The sequence below is a fragment of the Peribacillus sp. NPDC097284 genome (assembly GCF_044761765.1).
Lineage (GTDB): Bacteria > Bacillota > Bacilli > Bacillales > DSM-1321 > Peribacillus.
Map to the genome: position 1 here is coordinate 84,319 of NZ_JBIWCZ010000006.1, position 18,874 is coordinate 103,192.

Genomic DNA, 18,874 nt, shown 5'->3' on the forward strand with positions numbered 1-18,874 from the left:
TTTCTTAATCCGATAAAAAAAGGCATCATGCGTGGACAATCTAGTCCAGCATGATGCCTTCTTCACTTTATTTTATAAACGCTGTTCGAGTTCCGCCTTTTTCTCTTCATACCCTGGTTTTCCTAGCAGGGCAAACATATTCACCTTGTAGGCTTCGACCCCAGGCTGATCAAACGGATTGACCCCCAACAGATAGCCGCTCATCGCGCAAGCCTTCTCGAAGAAATAAACAAGGTAGCCGAATGTGAAGGCATCCAGTTTTGGTACGGAAACAATCAGGTTAGGAACACCGCCATCCGTATGAGCCAATAAGGTACCTTCAAATGCCTTGTTATTGACGAATTGTACGGTTTCACCAGCCAGATAATTCAAACCATCTAAATCATTTTCTGCTGCTTCAATCGAGATTTCATGACGTGCCTCTTCCACTTTGATGACCGTTTCGAAAAGGTCGCGTCGCCCTTCCTGTACATACTGCCCCATCGAATGCAGGTCCGTAGAGAAGTTGGCGGCTGCCGGGAAAATCCCTTTCTGGTCCTTCCCTTCACTTTCGCCGAACAACTGCTTCCACCACTCTGAGAAATATTGCAGACCAGGTTCATAGTTGATCAACATTTCAATGGTTTTCCCCTTATTATAAAGGACGTTACGGACGGCCGCGTATTGATAAGCCTGGTTCTCGGAAAGCTCCGATGAACTGAAGTCCGCTCTAGCGCTCTCCGCCCCTTCCATCACTTGATCTATATCCGCACCACTTACAGCAATCGGAAGCAAGCCCACTGCAGTAAGTACAGAATACCTTCCACCGACATCATCCGGAATGACGAACGTTTCAAATCCCTCTTCCGTGGCCACTGTCTTTAATGCGCCCTTTTCTTTATCGGTAGTCGCGAAGATACGGCCTTTCGCTGCTTCTGGACCATACTTTTGCTCGAGAAGCTTACGGAAAATCCGGAACGCAAGGGCAGGCTCCGTCGTTGTGCCCGATTTGGAAATCACATTGATTGAAAAGTCCTTGTCGACCAATACGTCCATGACATCTTGCATATATGTAGAACTTATGTTGTTACCAACGAATATGATTTGCGGAGTGTTTCTCTTATCAGAAGGCAAAAGGTTATAGAAACTATGTTGCAGCATTTCGATGGCTGCACGTGCTCCTAAATACGAACCACCGATTCCGATGACCAACAGGACGTCCGAATCTTCTTTTATTTTGGCGGCAGCTTTCTTGATCCTGGAGAACTCTTCTTTATCATAATCCTTCGGTAAATCAACCCAGCCCAGAAATTCATTGCCCGCACCGGTCTGTTCGTGTAGAGAATGATGTGCCACTTTTACAGCATCCTGTAAATAGGTCATTTCGTGCTTTCCGAAAAACGGTAGAGCTTTTGAATAATCGAAATGTAGATGGGACATGCCAATTCCTCCTTTATTCTTTGGTTACCCTTTTACTTTATCTGATGTATTTAGCAGAATCAAGAAATCGCTAAGTCTTTTAGAAAAAACTCCCACTATCGAATAGTGGGAGCCTATCGTAAGGTTCTTATAATGAAGCACGTAGAATCGCAAGGACATCTTCGCGATTCAATACTTTAAACCGACCAAATTCTCCATTGCTCATCGCTTTATCGGCAATGACTTCAAGTTGTGAATCGTCGATATCGTAATCTGCAAGACGCGATGGGGCCCCTAAGCTGCTCCAGAATGACTGAAGGCGTTCAATCCCCTCAAGCGCAACCTCTTCACTGGATTTGCCCTCTGGGTCGACCTGAAAGACACGGACGGCAACTTGTTTGAACCGCTCGACATTTTCATGGAGCACATGTTTCATCCAATTAGGGAATAATATTGCCAGGCCTCCCGCATGGGGAATATCATAGACCGCAGAGACGGCATGTTCAATATTATGAGTGGCCCAATCGCCAAGATATCCTACTCCCAGTGAACCATTTAACGCCACATTGCCCGCATACAAAATCGTAGCACGGTTTTCATAATCCTCGAGATCTTCCAATAACTTTGGAGCCGTTTCCATGACCGTCACCAGAAGTGATTCACAAAAGCGGTCCTGAAGCGGAGCATGCGTTTCTTGATGGAAATACGTTTCGAAAACATGTGACATCATATCGACCATGCCATAGACGGTTTGATTTTTTGGAAGTGAAAAAGTATTTTCAGGATCAAGGACCGAGAATTTAGGAAATAACAAAGGACTTCCCCATCCGTATTTCTCTTTCGTTTCCCAATTCGTAATGACCGAACCCGAATTCGCTTCAGAACCGGTTGCAGCAATCGTAAGGATTGTCCCAAAAGGAAGGGCTTCTTTGACGGGAGCCTTTTTGGTGACAAGATCCCAAGCGTCTCCTTCATACTTCGCACCCGCAACGATGCCTTTTGTTGCATCGATAACACTTCCGCCACCTACCGCTAGCACGAAGTCGATTTGATGTTCCTTACACAACTCCACACCTTTACGGACAGTCGTGATCCTTGGGTTTGGTTCAACTCCTGCTAGTTCATATACTTCCACCTGGATTTCTTTCAATTCCTCCATCACTTTATCATACAGCCCGTTTTTCTTGATGCTTCCGCCACCGTAGACGAGCAACACTTTCTTTCCGTAGGCAGGAATTTCCTCTTTTATGCTTTTCAATTGGTTTCTACCAAAGATGATCTTAGTAGGATTCTTATACGTGTAATTTTCCAATATATATAATCTCCTTTTGCATTGCCTTTTTTTCAGCGGCCCCATGCCACTGCAGCAATGGATATTTTATCCCTTCATTATGACGAACATTCCATATAAATACAAAATATCCGTTTAGAAGTTTTTTCTGGGGTGTATATAATTATCTTCAAAAAGCATGATAAGTAAAGAAAGATGCTTATAAAAAAGGAGGCTATACAATGAGTGGATTACAAAAAACGGCCCTTGTTTTAACAATCATCGGAGCCATCAACTGGGGACTAATTGGATTTTTTCAGTTCGATCTAGTCGCAGCGATATTCGGCGGACAAGATGCTGCTTTGGCTCGCATCGTTTATGGCTTAGTGGGAATCGCCGGGCTTATCAATCTTGGTCTTCTCTTCAAGCCAAGTCCCCAAACGTCTCGTGAAACTGAAACAAAACCAACTCAATGAATCGCTAAAAGAAAATACGTATAAAATAAAGCCGGTCCATGAAACATGTCCCGGCTTTATCAATTATTGAAGAATAATAAAAAAACCGGATGGTCCTAAGACCATCCGGTTAAAAAAATTATTTTTTGATTAAGTCTTCGCGTTCAGATTGATCGATCCACGCTTGAAGTTTATCTTTTAAAGAGTTGAATCCTTCAGTAGACTCGATGTGTGATGTTGCTTTAACAGATGCTTGGCGTTTTTTTGGAGCTTTCTTAGGAGCTTCAGTACGCTCAGGAGCTTCTTCTGTTGCGCGGATTGATAAGCCGATTTTTCCAGCTTTTGAATCGATTGAAAGTACTTTAACTTTCACTTCATCGCCCACTTTTAAATGTTCGTTAATATCTTTTACGAACCCGTGAGTGATTTCAGAAATATGAACTAATCCTTGAGTTGAATCATCTAAAGCAACAAATGCACCGTAAGGTTGAATACCAGTTACCTTACCAGTAACTACTGCACCAATTTCGAATTTTTCAGACATGGTAACACTCCTATTTTATATATATTTTTTCGGCTTTTCACGCAATACAAAATTATATCACAGAGCTGGAAATAATCAAAGTTAAGTATACCATACTTTTTCCGCTAAAACGTAAAAATTTTGTAATTGAGTATCCATTTCGATATATGGCTATTATTTATAACTTATCCTAAAAGTTTTCATTTAATTCTTTGTCCCCATTTTTTCGATCATTAATTTTTCAAAAAATTAGCATAACAAAAAACTACCAAATTGAGATTAATCGTAGTAAGATGAGAAAATGTTTATCTCTACATTCACGTATTTCTATACCTCTAAAGGAGTTTTTCACCATGGCAAAACAAGAGCAATGGTCTTCCAAAATCGGATTCATTCTAGCAGCGGCTGGGTCCGCTATTGGTTTGGGTGCCATCTGGAAGTTTCCATATATGACAGGGACAAATGGAGGCGGCGCTTTTTTCCTTTTTTTCGTGATTTTCACCCTCATGATCGGCACACCCTTACTCATCGCCGAATTCACCATCGGCCGGAATGCACAAAAAGATGCCATTCGGGCCTACAAGCACATTTCACCAGGTAAACCCTGGGTGTTACTAGGATATGGCGGAGTTCTAGCATCCATCATTTTACTTTCCTTCTATAGTGTTGTTGGTGGCTGGATCCTTTCCTATTTATGGAGAAGCTTTACCGGGTCCCTATCAAATTTAACCCAATCGGAATACAGTGGCCTTTTCAATACCGTTATCAGCAGTCCTTATGAAACGGTCATTGCGCAGCTTCTTTTCATGGTCTTGACGATTTGGGTCGTTCAAGGTGGCGTATCCAAAGGGATTGAAAAGGCCAATAAGTACATGATGCCTTCCCTGTTCGTCCTTTTTCTTGTCCTTCTCGTTCGTTCCATGACACTTGAAGGTGCGATGGAAGGTGTCCGTTTCTTTTTGAAACCGGATTTCTCCTCCTTGACGGAGCAGACGATTTTATTAGCGCTAGGACAATCCTTCTTTGCATTGAGTGTAGGTATTTCCGTGATGGTCACCTATGCTTCGTACTTAAGTAAGAATGATGATATTACAAAATCGGCATTATCCGTAGTCGGGTTGAATATTTTCATTTCCTTATTGGCGGGCTTGGTCATTTTCCCGGCCGTATTTGCCCTTGGTTTCGATCCTTCAAGTGGACCAGGACTCGTCTTCGTCGTGTTGCCTGCGGTCTTTAATGAAATTACCTTCGGTGGCATTTTCATGGCGATTTTCTTCGTATTATTATTATTCGCTACGCTTACTTCAGCGTTCTCCATTCTGGAAATCATCGTAGCATCCATGATAAAGGGCGATGCTCGGAAGCGCCGGAAATCTTCATGGATAGCCGGCCTTGTTGTTTTCGTGATCGGGATTCCAAGCGCATTATCATTTGGCGTACTCTCTGATGTGAAGATTTTCAACTTGACCTTCTTCGACCTCGCTGATTATGTGACAAGCAACATCGCCTTGCCTATCGGAGCCTTATTCATTTCTCTTTTCATTGGCTATCAGATGAAAAGGCTCCAAGTTCAGAATGAGTTCGAAATGGGGGCAAGCCCAGGATTCTCTTTCTTTAAACTTTGGTACTTTCTCATTCGCTATATCGTTCCGGTAGCGATACTCGTCGTCTTTTTGAGTTCAATCGGTCTATTTGACAAGTAATGTTTCTTCATTCAAAACGCCGCATCGGTAATCGATACGGCGTTTTCTTTTCACAAAATATCCATATCATTCCCACTGCGAACAAGTTAAAATATGGTAAAATGACCTTATTACTACTATTTCCTGAAAAAGGAGTGATTGACATGTCAAATATCGCAAAGAATATTCGGCAATACCGGGAAGATCATAATCTCACTCAACAAGAACTGGCTTTGAAACTACGTATGGGCACCAAAAAAATTGAAATGTATGAATCAGGGGAAGTCACGCCTGATACCCAGACCATTTTACGGCTTTCCACCGTTCTTGATATCCCTGCCTCGGAGCTAATCCAAAATGGCCCCGTTGCGAATGCTTCAGGTTTGGATGAAGAAATGGAAGAACTCATTCAGGAAATTGGACTCAAACAGGCTAAGCTCATCCTCCGTACCGCGAAAGATTTCAGTGAAGAACAAATTTTAAATATCATGCATCATTTATATAACACACAAACTAAATTGTAAAAATATCCATATCAGGCGTATTATTTTCTATAAACTGGATATACTATGATTAACACTTTCTATGTTAATCCATTAAGATTAACTCTTTTTTCTAATTCCCCCTATGGATAGGGATTCGCCGTATATTACGGCGAATCCCTATTTTTTTGCGTATGGGGTTTTAGTACTTGCTATATTTCTGCATGAACCGATCCATTCTTTTAATGGCTTCCTGAAGCTGTTCCATGGAAGAAGCATAAGAACAACGGATATGCCCCTCACCACTTTCCCCGAAAACATCTCCCGGTACCACGGCCACAAGTTCTTCAGTCAGCAGTTTTTCTGCGAACTCCATGGAAGTCATGCCCGTTTTCTCAATGGATGGGAAGGCATAAAAAGCTCCGCCTGGATTATGGCAGTCCAGACCGATTTCGTTAAATGACTTTACGATATAGTTGCGTCTTCCTCTGTAGCTGCGGCGCATATCTTCCACATCTTGCATTCCATTCTTCAAAGCTTCCAATGCTGCAAACTGTGCCATGGTCGGAGCGCACATCATCGCGTATTGATGGACTTTGAGCATCGCTGCGGAAATTTCCGGAGGCGCACATACAAATCCAAGACGCCATCCAGTCATCGCAAACGCTTTAGAGAACCCGTTGATGACAATCGTACGCTCAAGCATGCCGTCGATGGCGGCAAATGACGTATATTTCTCATCATATGCAAGCTCCGCATAAATCTCATCGGAAAGGACTAATAAATCATGCTTTTTGATGATTTCAGCAAGTGCTGCCAACTCCGATTTCTCTAACTGAGTTCCAGTCGGGTTATTCGGCGAACAAATCAAGATTGCCTTCGTCCTTGGTGTGATGACCGCTTCGAGTTGCTCCGGCATTAACTTAAAGTCATGCTCCCTGGAAGTTTGGACAGTGACCGGCACCCCTCCTGCCATCGTTACCAATGGTGCATAGGCAACGAAACAAGGTTCGACGACGATGACTTCCTCACCATGATTCAAGATTGTCCTAAGGGCAATGTCGAGGGCCTGACTTGCACCCACCGTAACAATGATTTGATTCTCGGGATCATACGAAACCTCAAACTGCTTTTTCATATATCCACTGATTTCCTGCCTCAATTCCATCAAGCCGGCATTAGCTGTATAAGAGGTGTATCCTTCTTCCAATGAGTTGATTGCCGCTTCCCGGACTGCCCAGGATGTAACGAAGTCCGGTTCTCCCACTCCAAGTGAAACGACTCCTTCTAGATTGGCAGCCAAGTCGAAAAATCGACGGATACCCGATGGTTTTAGCTCTGAAACCGTTTTTGACACGAAACTCGTTTTAATCATGGTGATACCACTATCCTTCTGTCTTCTTCTGTTTGTTCAAAAATTGTCCCATCATGCTTATATTTCTTCATAATAAAGTGAGTTGTCGTGGAAATGACAGAATCGAGCGTCGAAAGTTTTTCCGATACAAACCTTGCCACTTCATTCATTGAACGACCTTCCACGATGACGGAAAGGTCATACGCACCGGACATCAAATAAACGGACTCCACTTCTTTGAATCGATATATACGTTTGGCGACTTCATCGAAACCAACTCCGCGTTTTGGGGTTACTTTAACATCGATCATGGCTGTCACACCGTGATATTCATCTACTTTTGCCCAGTTAATCACGGTCAAGTAACGTACAATCACACGCATATCTTCCAATTTCTTCAACGTTGCTTCAATGTCCGCTTCAGATAACTCGGTCATTTTAGCCAAATCCTTCTGATCGATCCGGCTGTTATTTTCAATGATTCTTAAGACTTCCAATTCCCCTTCATTCAAATGCATTGGAAAACCTCCCTATTAGAATTCATAAATGTAGACATGATGGTTTGGCTGGCAGAAAGCCCGATCAATTTCCTTTTAAAGCCTTGTTTAAAGGCATGTATGACACGATTAAATTAATAAGTTCTATTCTGTCAGGATAAACTTACACTATTATACCAAAGTTCACGTAATATCTGTTATAGTAATTGTATTTTTTAATGGGGATAATTTCTGGTATTGTTATGTAACAGGATAAAGAGGAAATTATTTAAAACTAAGGAAGATAAGCAACAGCAGTAGCTTCTTATTTTGCTTAGGAATGGTAGAGGAGAACACGAATATGGAAAGTTACGTAAAGAAAGACATTGAGCAGATCGGGGATATCGATATGTATTATGAACACATTCATGTTCATGACTCTTTCCCCACCCTGGTATTAATCCATGGGTTTTTATCATCAAGCTTTAGCTTCCGGAAACTGATACCCCATTTAACGAAAGACTATAATGTCATCTCGATAGACTTGCCTCCATTCGGTCAAAGTGGGAAAACTAATCGCTATACATACTCTTTCCGGAACATCGCAGGTTCCGTCGTACAGCTTTTGGAAGAAAAGAACATCAAGAAGTTCAGCATCATTGCGCATTCCATGGGTGGACAGGTTTCCTTGCAACTCATCAAAGCTTATCCTGGCCTGGTCGAGCGCGCCGTCCTTCTTGCCGGATCCGGGTACGAGCCAAGCTTCCCGAGAAAGATGAAGATGCTCAGCTACTTCCCTTTCTTTTCATTTGGGGTAAAGGGATATCTCCAAAGGTCCGGCATCGAAAAGAATCTAAGGAATGTCGTCCATAATCAGACGATGATCGATGATGAAATGCGCCAGGGCTATCTCGATCCTTTCATGAAGAAGCATGATATATTTCGTGCCTTAGGAAGGATGTTACGTGATAAGGAAAGCGATTTATCATCCGAACAACTTCATTCAATCGATACGCCCTGCCTGCTTGTTTGGGGGCGGTATGATCGAGTGGTTCCGCTCGACATTGGAAGAAGACTACATGAAGACCTCCCCAATTCCAAGCTCATTGTCATGGAAAACACGGGCCATTTACTTCCGGAGGAGAAACCCGAAGAAGTGTATCAGTTAATCAAGGAGTTTTTAGAAGAATAGACGAAACCATATAAAGAGGGATGACCCGAATTCGGAGTCATCCCTTTTCTTTAAATCGAGCAGCTGGCATCATTTTTGATGATCAGCAGTTTTTGTGCAACCTGTAGACACCGTTCCAACTGGACGGGTTCATCAAATGCAAATTCGTAGATGGACTTGATTTTTTCCGCCAGTTCCTGAAGGTCATCTATATCGCGTAAGGCCACGACCGTGTCGGCAATCTCCGGTTCATATAGTTCCCCGCCAATCCCATACGGATCCCATTCTTGCAAAGTAGCCACAAACGCTATATTCATTTGTTGTGTATCCATTATAATCACCTGCTCCATAATTTCGGAAAGAACATGTTATCATAGTATCATAACAAGTATCTTTTCGTTAAGACGTTAACAGGGCATGAAAAAAAATGATTTGGCGGTGAATATATTGAACAGATCTATTTTTGATGAACACATCAGTAGGGAACATACCGGTTCTGTTAAGTGGGACAAAATGGCCCTTACATCATTGTATGGCAGGGAAGACGTCCTGCCTATGTGGGTGGCCGATATGGATTTCCCTTCTCCTGAACCTATTCAAAAAGCATTAATCGAACGAGCGAATCATCCGGTCTTCGGATATACCGTCCCTTCAGAGTCGGTGTACGGCGAGATTCAAAAATGGGTGAAAGACCGCCATCAATGGTCCATCACAAAAGACATGATCACATTCAGTTCTGGCGTCGTTTCAGCCATCGGTTCAACCATTCAGGCCTTTACGGAACCTGGGGATAAGATTCTGGTGCAATCTCCTGTCTATACCCCTTTCTTCGACATGATTAAAAACAATGGACGGGAAGTGGTCAATAGTCCCCTTCTCTTGGAAGCTAACGGATTTGCCATCGACTTTGAAGATTTTGAGGAAAAGTTGAAGACCGGCGTTAAGCTATTCCTCCTTTGCAGTCCCCATAATCCTGGCGGTCGCATTTGGACAAAGGAGGAGTTATTGCGCATCGGGGAGCTTTGCTTGGCCCATCATGTCACCATTGTCAGCGATGAGATCCACGCAGACCTCTTTCACTCAACAGCCATGCATCATCCTATCGCTTCATTGGCGGACAAGTTAGCCGATATCACGGTCACGTTAATGGCACCAAGCAAAACGTTCAATATCGCTGGTCTCCAGGCCTCGTTCTTGATTACCAGCAATAAAGAGCTCCAGGTCAAACTGCAGAATGCCCAAACAAGACAGGCCTTTCACGGTTTGAATATTTTTGCCTTAACGGCCATGGAAGCCGCCTACCGGGATGGGCTTAGTTGGCTCACCGATTTGATTGAGTATATTGAAGAAAATGTTAAAGTGGCCGAGGCGTTCATTTCTACTGAAATTCCTTCCCTTCGCGTCATGCATCCTGATGCCTCTTACCTCCTATGGATTGACTGTCGCGAACTCGGTCTTTCCGATAAGGAAATACAAGAACGACTGATCCATAAAGGAAAAATCGCCTTAGAGCCTGGAACAAAATATGGTGCAGGCGGAGAAGGATTTGTCCGGATGAATATCGGCTGTTCACGCAGCCTGCTGCAAGATGGATTAACTCGTCTCAAACTGGCTTTTTCATAAAACAGACAAAGAACCAGGCGAATTGCCTGGTTCTTTGCTTTTGGCTATTGGTTTTCTTCCTCGACATACGGATCTTTTTCATAACGCGGCAAATCTCCAAAGGGAGTCTGAGTATCCTCTTCTATTAAGTCATCTTCTATTTCCTGGTATTGGACGTTATGATAAACCGTTAAGTTTTCCCCATATAGATCCACACCGGCTATATTCTCATAGTTCTCGACGAATCCTACATTTTCAGACGAATCGATATACGTATCCTCATAATCACTTGGTGGATAGGCAAAGTCGGAAGGCGTCTCCGATGTACCATATCTAGCTACGTCTTGCCAGCTATCTTCCGCATCATATCCGACAGAGCTCGTCCCATCGCAATCATATGTGGCGAAGCTTGGACCAAGCACCTCCTCTTCGACCGGACGATTATGGGAAGTCTCTTGAGATGGGCTATGCTCCACACAAAAAGTCGTGGTCGGAACAATATTCAGCCTTTCAAGCGGAATCTCCTTCGAACAAACCTCGCATTTTCCATAATTCCCTTCATCAATGGCCTTAAGCGCTCGATCGATATCCCTGATTTCATCACGATAATGCTCCCCAAGTGCCAAATCTTTTTCACGTTCGAATAATTCCGTTCCTTGATCCGCCGGATGGTTATCATACACGGATAGTTCCCCTGTCCAATTTCGTACGTTCTTTCTTAAGCCAAGTGCGTAAGATTCCTCTAATTGCTCTCCCAACCGGTGCTTCGTTTGCTGAAGTTGCTGTTGGAAGCTATTTAGTTGCTGATTGGATAGCATATGCAACACCCTTTCATAATCAACCTTTCCCTAGTATTTCTCTCTTTGGCGCATTCCATAAAGGTATTTTTTCCCTCGAGAATAAATTGAACAATCCTGCAAAAACTAACTAATGATACCAAATCTTAAAGGAGGCTATCTCATTGTATTTTTATAAAGAGGATCTAATTAATATGATCGTACCGGACAAACCCGATCCCAATGCTGCAAAAGTTCTTCAAGAAGCGCTCGGTGGCCAATTCGGAGAAATGCGTACATTGATGCAGTTTTCGTTTCAAAGCGCCAACTTCCGCGGCAAGGAAAAAAAATATCGGGATTTAATCCGAGGGGTGTTCCTTGAGGAACTGAGCCATGTGGAGCTTGTTCAGACCACAATCAATCAGTTACTTAATGAAGCAGGTGGGAACCTGCCGGGAAATTCAGGTCCAAATGGTGCCCCGCTTGAGGAAGTGATCCAGTCTGGTGCGAACCCTCATCATTTTATCATCGGTGCCAAAGCTTCCCTTCCCGTAGATGCAGGAGGCAACCCTTGGAATGGGTCATGGGTATACGATCATGGAAACTTAATTGCCAACCTTTTAAACAATGTGATGCTTGAATCGACGGGGGTCCTTCAAAAATCGAGAATTTATGAAATGAGCTCCAATAAAACCTTGCGTGAAACCATTGCGTTCCTCATGGTACGTGACAACGCCCATCAAAATGCGTTTGCAAAGGCTTTAGAAACACTGGGAGTGGATTGGGGTAAAATCTTCCCTGTCCCAAATTATGACCTGAATAAATATCCGGAATGCCGGAAATATGTAGATTTGGGCTACCATAATGCCCAATTCAACTTCAGGCTTGACCAAACCCGGATCGGCGAAGTATTCCAAGGGGAGACACCAAGCCGTAATGGCGGCAATCTTTCTGTCATGGAACCACCTAAAGGATTTCCAGTTCCAGAGATGCCGGACATGCCTAGTGAACATGCTCCAGGTTTGAATGACCTCAATAACTAAACGAAAAAGCGGACACATCGCTGTGTCCGCTTTTGTATGGATTATGGATATTAATTATTGATATATTTTTCGAACACATACCCGAAATCTTTCACATGGTACTTCTTGCGGCTATCCATCAACCAGTCAAACGCAACGGCATTGATATCCTTGAAGCTGGACACCATTTGGCTGCCATCTGTACGGACTTGATTCAATGTCGATGAGGCCAAGTTTACGCTTTGTTGCGCAAATTGAAGGGCATAGGCATTCTCATGGCAAATTTCCGAAATTTTAACGAGTGATTTAAATAGATCCTTCAATTCCTCGATGAATTTCTTATGCACGTCAATCGAGAAGGTTTTAGCACCGATCGAGAATTTAATCTCAGCATCTAAATCGACGGTACCAGCGGTTTCTAATGTCACATGCGAAAACTCATACTGGCTATAGCTATATCTGGTCAGCATCCGTTTCTTGCTGATGGCACTTGTTCCGTCGAGATGGATGAACGCTTGGTTCGTGAAGCAATATTCATCCGTTTTCGATTTAATCAGGAAATAAATTTTCTCGTCATCTTCATGCATGATGTAATCATCAGCATCGACCTTATCATAATCAGCAGGCTTAATCACACTTCCTATATCACTGAGACCCAGAGCATCTGCTGCCATTTTCTTAAACATATCCATTCCTCCTATTTAAACTAGTTTTTCGAGAATGATTTCATCCCGTATTGGAATGCCATCGGAGCTGTAAAACGGGATTTCCGGTTTTGTCTTTCTTGATTCTTCCACGGCATTCCTCACAATCTCGGAAATGACATATCCACGTTTTTGAAAGAACTTCAAAGCCTGTAAATTATCATTCGTGGTAATGGCTTTAATGGAGTGGCAATTCTTTTCCTTGGCGATATTCTCAATCACATAAAGTAAGGATGAGCCCACGCCCTGATTCTCATGCTCACTGTTCAGGGAAATGATTTCACATTGTTGATTCAGCACTTTATACGTGACCATCCCCATGATTTTCTCATCCCCATCCATTACCGCAAATCCATCGAGTTCCGCATAATGGAACATGCCGATTGAAAAGACGACTTGAGTCGTCTCCCAATGTTCCATGAAGAAGCTCTTGACCGTATCTGTCGCAATCATTCTCTTCGCTATGATTTGCATAACACTTTCCGCCCCCAAAACTCTCTCTCTATAGCTTATAGTATAAAATGCTTATGCCAAAATGGGAACTAGTTTATTTGTTCCATGTTTTCCTGTTTTGCTAAAACAAGGTAGTCAGGAGCACAATGGCCATTCAAGAAAGGGAATCATCTTGTAGATGCCGGTTTCTTTTCGTCACTTCCTCCTCGAACTTCTTCGTCTTCAATTCTTCTTTCTTCGAGTATCTGATGATGGCCCTCATCGTAAACCCAGCTGCAATCAAAAAGATGACACAGGTAATGCCTGCGGGAATATATTCACTTTTGTCTTCCGGAAAATAAAGAAACATACCTAATAGTGCGGAGTATAGAACGTCCATCTATTTCATCCTTCCTGAAAAATGATCTTTTTCCTCATTATAACAATTATTGAATCAATCCACTAGTCAAGTTCCTCCCCTAGAAACTAAAAAGCGAGAGGCCCTATGCCCCCCGCTTCACGTACCTTCGTTTATAAAATCGTAATGCCTTTAATGACTACATCCACAGCTGGCTTGTCTCCCGCAACCGTCTCTACATTGGCGATCGTATCGACAACATCCATGCCCTCGATAACTTGGCCAAAAACGGAATGTTTGTGGTCTAACCATGGTGTTCCGCCATTTTCCATATACGCACTGATGATTTCTTCCGGATATCCGGCTTGCTTCATTTGTTCACCCATTCTGCTGTCTACATGCTGTGCCTGAACGATGAAGAATTGGCTTCCGTTCGTTCCTGGACCCGCATTCGCCATGGAAAGGGCTCCGCGCAGATTGAACAGTTCCATGGAGAATTCATCTTCAAAATTCGTGCCCCAGATGCTTTCCCCACCCATTCCTGTACCTGTCGGATCTCCGCCTTGTAGCATGAAATCCTTTATGACACGGTGGAAGATGATTCCATCGTAATATCCATTCTCGGCATGTGTTAAGAAGTTTTCTACTGTTTTAGGAGCATGCTTGGGAAACAGCTTGATTTTAATATCACCAAGCGTCGTCTGCATGATCACCGCTTTTTCATTTTCCGCTATTTCGGTTGTTAATTGTGGAAATGTTGTCATGGTTCATTACCTCTTTCGTTTTTAAATAAATGGCTCATACTCCATTCTTTAACCTTCATTTCTACACTTTACACGACTTCGGAAAAAAATGCATCTTTGATACAGTAAACAAATTCATTGTATAAAATCATCGTACTTATGTATCATGTAGGGAGTGAACAAGAAAGGTGGATGAAGGAATGTCCGAGCATGAATTCAAGGTTGGCGATAAGGTAACCGCCATTTATAAAACAGGGAAATATATCGGGGAAATCACCGATATCCGTCCTTCTGCATATCTTGTAAAAGTATTGGCAGTCATGAAACATCCTATGCAGGGAGACCTTCATAATCCGAAGCAAACGGAAGTATCCATGTTTCATCAACGACGTGCCCTGGCATTCCGGGAACAAACCAATGTCCCGATGAATATGGTGAGGGTATACGATGGGGACATTCCAGATTATAAGGAATCCTTACGGGTATCTGTTGAGAAGATGGCCCGCACTTTAACCGAAAGCCAAACAGAATGGAACAACAAAAGTTTGGAGCTGCTTGAAGACCTAGCAGCGGATTATTTTAAATAACATATAATAAAAGCCAAATCAATAGAAATTGATTTGGCTTTTATAACGCTAAATGATTCAATACTTTGGATAAATCGATACGGTCACCGATTGTCGTCGGTTCATGATTTTTCATATAACTCTTGTCTTTCTCCACCAGTTTAAAGATATTATACGTGGTAATGGCATCATCAAGGGCCCTATGATGCTTACCTGTCCCCTCTTTTCCATAGGCCTGTACGGCTTTCCATAATCCGGTTTGATTTTGATCTCCGAAGAAACGCTTGTATTCCAGGCAAAGATCGCTCTGTTTCCCCGTGAAAGGGAAATTCAGACCTGCTTTTTGACAGTTCTGACGAAGCACCTTCATATCCATGTTACCCCAGGTGACGATGGTCGTTGGATGCTTCTCATCCAATTTTGCTAAAAAGGAAACCAATTCTTCAAATGAAATTCCACGATCCACCTGGTTTTGGGTGATATTCAGGAATTTCTTGCATCGATTCGTCAATTCTGGAAACCTTGACGGATTAACGTAGGAAGAAAACTGTTCTTGGACTGTATCGTTTACGACTGCGATTAAACCGACCTCAATGATTTCCGGGTAGAAACCAACTGGATTTGCCTTTCCTTCGGGCATTGTAAATTCAAAATCAATGAATACATACTGCTGTTGTCCATCCATTTTCCGAACCCTCCTTATTCATGACATCTTTCCACCGACTAAATATGGTTATTTTTTCCGTAAGAATATTATAACAGAAGATTGAAATAAGTTTTTATTTGATTTTCATTAAGCCAGAGCCATTTACCCAGCCAGTTTTTCCCCATTGCGTTAAGCAACTTCAGAAGAAACCCTTTATCATCTTCCTTAATTGGATTATGATGGATGAAACGAAGCGAAAGGACCACTCTTTTTTACCCACATCTTTTCCATTAAGTTACTAAAAATATATTAGTTAGGAAGTTGAACTATGCGCGTGTACCTTGGCTATATCACGATTTTCTTCTTAGTTCCTGTCTTATCCATCTTCATCTTTCTTTCCTATCAGGAGTGGTCTTTAGCTGAAACTCCCCATCATGTCTTGGATGAACGCATCCCCTTCGATCAGATTGATCTGGCTCAGACCAGTTACATGACGGCCGCAAATGGGAAAGTGATTAGTGAAATTTCCAATGGAGAAAACCGGATCTATTTGAAGCTTGACGATATCCCCGTGTTTCTAGAAGACCTGTTCATTGTCACGGAAGATCAGAAATTTTATGAGCATAGGGGAATTGATATAACCGCAATCAGTAGGGCCTTGCTTGTCAATTCACAGAAGAGTGCAATCAAACAAGGCGGGAGTACCATCACCCAGCAATTGGCCAGGAATGTTTTCCTTACCCATGACAAGACGTATAACCGAAAGCTAAGTGAACTCTTTTACGCCTACCAGCTAGAACGGAAACGGTCCAAGTCCGAAATCATCGAGCTCTATATGAATGCCATTTACTTCAACAACGGGGCTTACGGAATCGAGGCGGCTTCCCAACTCTACTTCAGCCGATCGATCAAGGATCTATCAAAGGCCGAAGTGGCCTTTCTTGCAGCCATTCCTAATAATCCCGAACTCTATAACCCTCTTAAACACTTTGATAACACGAAAAAGCGTCAGGAGCGGATACTAAAACAAATGGTTGTCCAAGGTAAACTTGAGCAGAAGGAATTCGATAAACTCATTAAAAAGGAAATCAGGTTGGACTTGTCCACCAACATCGATTTATACCCTGATTATGTGACATATGTCCATCAAGAGTTGAAAAACCTGGTCGCTTCGGCGGAAGGTCTGACAAAACCATTGAAAAGCTCGGATGAAGTCACACGCAATCAAGCGGAAGCCAAACTGAATGAACAGGTCACAAAGCTTCTGAAATCTGGCGTGACCATTCACACGGCACTCGATATCAATTTACAGACCCAGGCCAAGTCGGCCATGCAATCGAAAATCGGATTTAATGATATCGAAGGTGCGTCAGTGGTTATACAGCATCATACGCACCAGCTTGTCTCTTTGATTGGGGGAAAGGATTATAAAAAAAATTCTTTCAACCGGGCATACCAAAGTTATAGGCAACCTGGTTCGACCATAAAGCCTCTTCTGGATTATGCACCTTATATAGAAGAAACGGGAGCGGAAATCGATCAGCTTGTTAGCGGCGCAAACTATTGTAGCAACAGCTACTGTCCACAAAATTACAATGGGGCGAGCTACGGCATGGTCACGATAAGGAATGCTTTTGCACAATCCTATAATACGCCGGCCATCAGGCTTTTTGAAAAGACCGGCATAGAAAAGAGCTTCAGCTATCTTAATGCCTTTCAATTCAAAAAGGTGTCCATCCAAGATCACCACATCAGTTCGGCCATCGGCGGATTTGAATACGGGATGAGCCCTCTCGAAATGACCAATGCCTTTACATCATTCAATGATGGCCGCTACCAGCCTGCACGGGCAATCACGAAGGTCACGGACCAAGAAGGAAACGTTCTTTATAAATGGAAAAATCAATCGAAAAAGGTGTGGAATAAAGAAACCGTCAGCAAAATGAGGCAGCTTCTTCACGAAGTCACCATGAATGGGACGGCACGCTCAGCCTATTTCCCGTCTGAATATATCGGGGGGAAAACAGGCACAACCAATGATGCCAAAGACATTTGGTTCGTCGGCCTGACAGGAAACTATACAACCGGCGTCTGGGTTGGGAAAGATAAGCCAGCCAACCTGCAAGCCGTCTATTCGCGACAGCCCCAGATAGAGATATGGAAGGCAATCAGCCAAGCCGCTGAATGGTAAAAGCAAGTCATGATAAGACGACGGAGGGATTATGATGCTAGGAATCGCAATTGAAAAATCACAGGATCATTTACTCATTAAATGGCAACTATCCACAATAGAAATACCCATTTCCGAAATCATAAAGGTGACTCAAGATGATACATATGCGGGTGAAGATAAACGTGCGATCAGAATTGGCACGCCATATGCTACAACGGATCGTATCGTGCTTCATACTGTATCTGATACGTATATCTTGTTCACAACGAATGCCACTTCCATACAAAACAAGATCAACGCACTCATATAAGGAACCAAGTACACGATGAGAAAAGAGCTGCCGGATGTTCCCGGCAGCTCTTTTCTCCGTATATGGATGAGTATTCGCTATATCGGTAGGCTGGCAATCACGCTGTTATACAACTTCAACCCTGAATAAGCGACGATGGCGACTAACGCGGTCCATACGAAGATGGGAAAGAAGATGAGTCCGACCAGCCCAGATACATTCACACTGGAGCTTAACTTAAACACAAAGTAAATCAGGGCCACGACATTCGTGATAAGGAAGATGGAAATGAGCCCCGGGAGGAATTGGACGCTGAACAATGAACAAGCTCCGCCGATCACATAAATGACCGACCCCATCCTGATGCTCGTCAATGCTTTCCCATCCGAATCTTTGGAAAAGAATAGAAGGGAAAGCTCAATGACCGTGTCCGAGATTAACTTCAGCGCTGCAAACACCATGAACATGACCAACAACAACACAATCATCAAGGCAAGCTTAATTCCTGTCTCGGAAAAGAACTCCAACATCCCTTGATAGATTCCTAAATTCCCGAATAAGATAAGCACCTGCATTTCCCCATAAATCGCAAAGGACAGACTAAACAGTAGTATCGCAATGATTGGGAAATAACTAAGTAAATACGTGTTTTTCATTTTTTCTCCATCCATGTATCTTTTATCCTATTATTATGCAAGATATAAAAGGATTTCACAATGGATTTTTACATATATTCCTCTCTTTGCACCCCT

Annotated in this window: 22 protein-coding genes; 9 read left to right on the forward strand and 13 right to left on the reverse strand. The window is 42.9% G+C overall.

Annotated features, from left to right (window positions below):
• Positions 1-72: 72 nt before the first annotated feature.
• Both ACIQXU_RS13050 and ACIQXU_RS13055 read right to left on the reverse strand, forming a co-directional pair.
• Positions 73-1,419, reverse strand: coding sequence for a glucose-6-phosphate isomerase (locus tag ACIQXU_RS13050; protein ID WP_402989946.1), 1,347 nt, complete (start codon positions 1,417-1,419; stop codon positions 73-75).
• A gap of 127 nt (positions 1,420-1,546) precedes the next feature.
• On the reverse strand, positions 1,547-2,710 hold the full coding sequence (locus tag ACIQXU_RS13055) for an iron-containing alcohol dehydrogenase (protein ID WP_402954264.1): 1,164 nt from the start codon (positions 2,708-2,710) through the stop codon (positions 1,547-1,549).
• A gap of 200 nt (positions 2,711-2,910) precedes the next feature.
• On the opposite strand from ACIQXU_RS13055, the gene ACIQXU_RS13060 reads away from it, so the two are divergent.
• Positions 2,911-3,144, forward strand: a complete 234-nt coding sequence (locus ACIQXU_RS13060; RefSeq protein ID WP_402871121.1) for a DUF378 domain-containing protein — start codon at positions 2,911-2,913, stop codon at positions 3,142-3,144.
• A gap of 118 nt (positions 3,145-3,262) precedes the next feature.
• Here the strand turns inward: ACIQXU_RS13060 and yugI are convergent, their stop codons facing one another.
• Positions 3,263-3,667, reverse strand: a complete 405-nt coding sequence (yugI, locus tag ACIQXU_RS13065; RefSeq protein ID WP_402871118.1) for a S1 domain-containing post-transcriptional regulator GSP13 — start codon at positions 3,665-3,667, stop codon at positions 3,263-3,265.
• Between the two features lie 332 nt (positions 3,668-3,999).
• Here yugI and ACIQXU_RS13070 point away from each other — a divergent pair, with 332 nt between their 5' ends.
• On the forward strand, positions 4,000-5,349 hold the full coding sequence (locus tag ACIQXU_RS13070) for a sodium-dependent transporter (protein ID WP_402989949.1): 1,350 nt from the start codon (positions 4,000-4,002) through the stop codon (positions 5,347-5,349).
• A gap of 143 nt (positions 5,350-5,492) precedes the next feature.
• On the forward strand, positions 5,493-5,852 hold the full coding sequence (locus ACIQXU_RS13075; protein WP_402954270.1) for a helix-turn-helix domain-containing protein: 360 nt from the start codon (positions 5,493-5,495) through the stop codon (positions 5,850-5,852).
• 160 nt (positions 5,853-6,012) lie between these two features.
• Here the strand turns inward: ACIQXU_RS13075 and ACIQXU_RS13080 are convergent, their stop codons facing one another.
• Positions 6,013-7,185, reverse strand: coding sequence for an aminotransferase (locus ACIQXU_RS13080; protein WP_402989952.1), 1,173 nt, complete (start codon positions 7,183-7,185; stop codon positions 6,013-6,015).
• The gene (locus ACIQXU_RS13085) at positions 7,182-7,682 is read right to left on the reverse strand and encodes an Lrp/AsnC family transcriptional regulator (protein ID WP_402871106.1); all 501 of its coding nucleotides are present in this window, start codon (positions 7,680-7,682) and stop codon (positions 7,182-7,184) included. Before ACIQXU_RS13085 ends, ACIQXU_RS13080 begins: the two co-directional genes overlap by 4 nt.
• 319 nt (positions 7,683-8,001) lie before the next feature.
• Here ACIQXU_RS13085 and ACIQXU_RS13090 point away from each other — a divergent pair, with 319 nt between their 5' ends.
• Positions 8,002-8,832: an alpha/beta fold hydrolase gene (locus ACIQXU_RS13090; protein ID WP_402989955.1), complete on the forward strand. Its 831-nt coding sequence runs from the start codon at positions 8,002-8,004 to the stop codon at positions 8,830-8,832.
• 50 nt (positions 8,833-8,882) lie between these two features.
• Here ACIQXU_RS13090 and ACIQXU_RS13095 read toward each other — a convergent pair whose 3' ends face one another.
• Positions 8,883-9,143 (reverse strand): DUF1871 family protein, encoded by a 261-nt coding sequence (locus ACIQXU_RS13095; protein ID WP_402954276.1) that lies wholly within the window; start codon positions 9,141-9,143, stop codon positions 8,883-8,885.
• A gap of 85 nt (positions 9,144-9,228) precedes the next feature.
• Here ACIQXU_RS13095 and ACIQXU_RS13100 point away from each other — a divergent pair, with 85 nt between their 5' ends.
• Positions 9,229-10,434, forward strand: coding sequence for a MalY/PatB family protein (locus ACIQXU_RS13100; protein ID WP_402989958.1), 1,206 nt, complete (start codon positions 9,229-9,231; stop codon positions 10,432-10,434).
• Between the two features lie 44 nt (positions 10,435-10,478).
• Here ACIQXU_RS13100 and ACIQXU_RS13105 read toward each other — a convergent pair whose 3' ends face one another.
• A complete protein-coding gene (locus tag ACIQXU_RS13105) occupies positions 10,479-11,231 on the reverse strand; it encodes a TraR/DksA C4-type zinc finger protein (protein ID WP_402989960.1) in 753 nt (250 codons plus the stop codon).
• A gap of 143 nt (positions 11,232-11,374) precedes the next feature.
• Between ACIQXU_RS13105 and ACIQXU_RS13110 the strand changes: the two genes are divergently transcribed.
• Positions 11,375-12,232 (forward strand): manganese catalase family protein, encoded by an 858-nt coding sequence (locus ACIQXU_RS13110; protein WP_402989963.1) that lies wholly within the window; start codon positions 11,375-11,377, stop codon positions 12,230-12,232.
• A gap of 50 nt (positions 12,233-12,282) precedes the next feature.
• Here ACIQXU_RS13110 and ACIQXU_RS13115 read toward each other — a convergent pair whose 3' ends face one another.
• The 4 genes from ACIQXU_RS13115 to ACIQXU_RS13130 all read right to left on the reverse strand — a co-directional run bounded on the left by ACIQXU_RS13115 (position 12,283) and on the right by ACIQXU_RS13130 (position 14,469).
• Positions 12,283-12,897 carry a PH domain-containing protein gene (locus ACIQXU_RS13115; protein ID WP_402989964.1) on the reverse strand — a complete coding sequence of 205 codons (615 nt, stop codon included), beginning with the start codon at positions 12,895-12,897 and terminating at the stop codon, positions 12,283-12,285.
• 15 nt (positions 12,898-12,912) lie between these two features.
• Positions 12,913-13,389 carry a GNAT family N-acetyltransferase gene (locus ACIQXU_RS13120; protein ID WP_402989966.1) on the reverse strand — a complete coding sequence of 159 codons (477 nt, stop codon included), beginning with the start codon at positions 13,387-13,389 and terminating at the stop codon, positions 12,913-12,915.
• 133 nt (positions 13,390-13,522) lie between these two features.
• Positions 13,523-13,747, reverse strand: a complete 225-nt coding sequence (locus ACIQXU_RS13125) for a hypothetical protein (RefSeq protein WP_402871085.1) — start codon at positions 13,745-13,747, stop codon at positions 13,523-13,525.
• Positions 13,748-13,878: 131 nt separating this feature from the next.
• On the reverse strand, positions 13,879-14,469 hold the full coding sequence (locus ACIQXU_RS13130; RefSeq protein WP_402989971.1) for a peptidylprolyl isomerase: 591 nt from the start codon (positions 14,467-14,469) through the stop codon (positions 13,879-13,881).
• Positions 14,470-14,648: 179 nt separating this feature from the next.
• Between ACIQXU_RS13130 and kapB the strand changes: the two genes are divergently transcribed.
• Complete coding sequence (gene kapB, locus ACIQXU_RS13135; protein WP_402871080.1) at positions 14,649-15,035, forward strand: kinase-associated lipoprotein KapB; 387 nt, start codon at positions 14,649-14,651, stop codon at positions 15,033-15,035.
• 40 nt (positions 15,036-15,075) lie between these two features.
• Here the strand turns inward: kapB and kapD are convergent, their stop codons facing one another.
• A complete protein-coding gene (gene kapD / locus ACIQXU_RS13140; protein WP_402871079.1) occupies positions 15,076-15,699 on the reverse strand; it encodes a 3'-5' exonuclease KapD in 624 nt (207 codons plus the stop codon).
• A 289-nt stretch (positions 15,700-15,988) separates the two neighbouring features.
• On the opposite strand from kapD, the gene ACIQXU_RS13145 reads away from it, so the two are divergent.
• The gene (locus ACIQXU_RS13145; RefSeq protein ID WP_402989976.1) at positions 15,989-17,851 is read left to right on the forward strand and encodes a transglycosylase domain-containing protein; all 1,863 of its coding nucleotides are present in this window, start codon (positions 15,989-15,991) and stop codon (positions 17,849-17,851) included.
• A 34-nt stretch (positions 17,852-17,885) separates the two neighbouring features.
• Positions 17,886-18,143, forward strand: a complete 258-nt coding sequence (locus tag ACIQXU_RS13150; protein WP_402989979.1) for a SunI/YnzG family protein — start codon at positions 17,886-17,888, stop codon at positions 18,141-18,143.
• A gap of 77 nt (positions 18,144-18,220) precedes the next feature.
• Here ACIQXU_RS13150 and ACIQXU_RS13155 read toward each other — a convergent pair whose 3' ends face one another.
• Entirely contained in the window at positions 18,221-18,793 is a 573-nt protein-coding gene (locus ACIQXU_RS13155; RefSeq protein WP_402871073.1) for a DUF5366 family protein, read from the reverse strand.
• Between the last annotated feature and the right edge of the window lie 81 nt (positions 18,794-18,874).

Excerpts from the sequence above, each read along its gene's own strand:
- ACIQXU_RS13050 (WP_402989946.1), bottom strand. The coding sequence starts at position 1,419 with ATGTCCCATCTACATTTCGATTATTCAAAAGCTCTACCGTTTTTCGGA.
- ACIQXU_RS13060 (WP_402871121.1), top strand. The coding sequence starts at position 2,911 with ATGAGTGGATTACAAAAAACGGCCCTTGTTTTAACAATCATCGGAGCC.
- yugI (WP_402871118.1), bottom strand. The coding sequence starts at position 3,667 with ATGTCTGAAAAATTCGAAATTGGTGCAGTAGTTACTGGTAAGGTAACT.
- ACIQXU_RS13070 (WP_402989949.1), top strand. The coding sequence starts at position 4,000 with ATGGCAAAACAAGAGCAATGGTCTTCCAAAATCGGATTCATTCTAGCA.
- ACIQXU_RS13075 (WP_402954270.1), top strand. The coding sequence starts at position 5,493 with ATGTCAAATATCGCAAAGAATATTCGGCAATACCGGGAAGATCATAAT.
- ACIQXU_RS13080 (WP_402989952.1), bottom strand. The coding sequence starts at position 7,185 with ATGATTAAAACGAGTTTCGTGTCAAAAACGGTTTCAGAGCTAAAACCA.
- ACIQXU_RS13085 (WP_402871106.1), bottom strand. The coding sequence starts at position 7,682 with ATGCATTTGAATGAAGGGGAATTGGAAGTCTTAAGAATCATTGAAAAT.
- ACIQXU_RS13090 (WP_402989955.1), top strand. The coding sequence starts at position 8,002 with ATGGAAAGTTACGTAAAGAAAGACATTGAGCAGATCGGGGATATCGAT.
- ACIQXU_RS13095 (WP_402954276.1), bottom strand. The coding sequence starts at position 9,143 with ATGGATACACAACAAATGAATATAGCGTTTGTGGCTACTTTGCAAGAA.
- ACIQXU_RS13100 (WP_402989958.1), top strand. The coding sequence starts at position 9,229 with ATGAAAAAAAATGATTTGGCGGTGAATATATTGAACAGATCTATTTTT.
- ACIQXU_RS13105 (WP_402989960.1), bottom strand. The coding sequence starts at position 11,231 with ATGCTATCCAATCAGCAACTAAATAGCTTCCAACAGCAACTTCAGCAA.
- ACIQXU_RS13115 (WP_402989964.1), bottom strand. The coding sequence starts at position 12,897 with ATGTTTAAGAAAATGGCAGCAGATGCTCTGGGTCTCAGTGATATAGGA.
- ACIQXU_RS13120 (WP_402989966.1), bottom strand. The coding sequence starts at position 13,389 with ATGCAAATCATAGCGAAGAGAATGATTGCGACAGATACGGTCAAGAGC.
- ACIQXU_RS13125 (WP_402871085.1), bottom strand. The coding sequence starts at position 13,747 with ATGGACGTTCTATACTCCGCACTATTAGGTATGTTTCTTTATTTTCCG.
- ACIQXU_RS13130 (WP_402989971.1), bottom strand. The coding sequence starts at position 14,469 with ATGACAACATTTCCACAATTAACAACCGAAATAGCGGAAAATGAAAAA.
- kapB (WP_402871080.1), top strand. The coding sequence starts at position 14,649 with ATGTCCGAGCATGAATTCAAGGTTGGCGATAAGGTAACCGCCATTTAT.
- kapD (WP_402871079.1), bottom strand. The coding sequence starts at position 15,699 with ATGGATGGACAACAGCAGTATGTATTCATTGATTTTGAATTTACAATG.
- ACIQXU_RS13145 (WP_402989976.1), top strand. The coding sequence starts at position 15,989 with ATGCGCGTGTACCTTGGCTATATCACGATTTTCTTCTTAGTTCCTGTC.
- ACIQXU_RS13150 (WP_402989979.1), top strand. The coding sequence starts at position 17,886 with ATGCTAGGAATCGCAATTGAAAAATCACAGGATCATTTACTCATTAAA.
- ACIQXU_RS13155 (WP_402871073.1), bottom strand. The coding sequence starts at position 18,793 with ATGGATGGAGAAAAAATGAAAAACACGTATTTACTTAGTTATTTCCCA.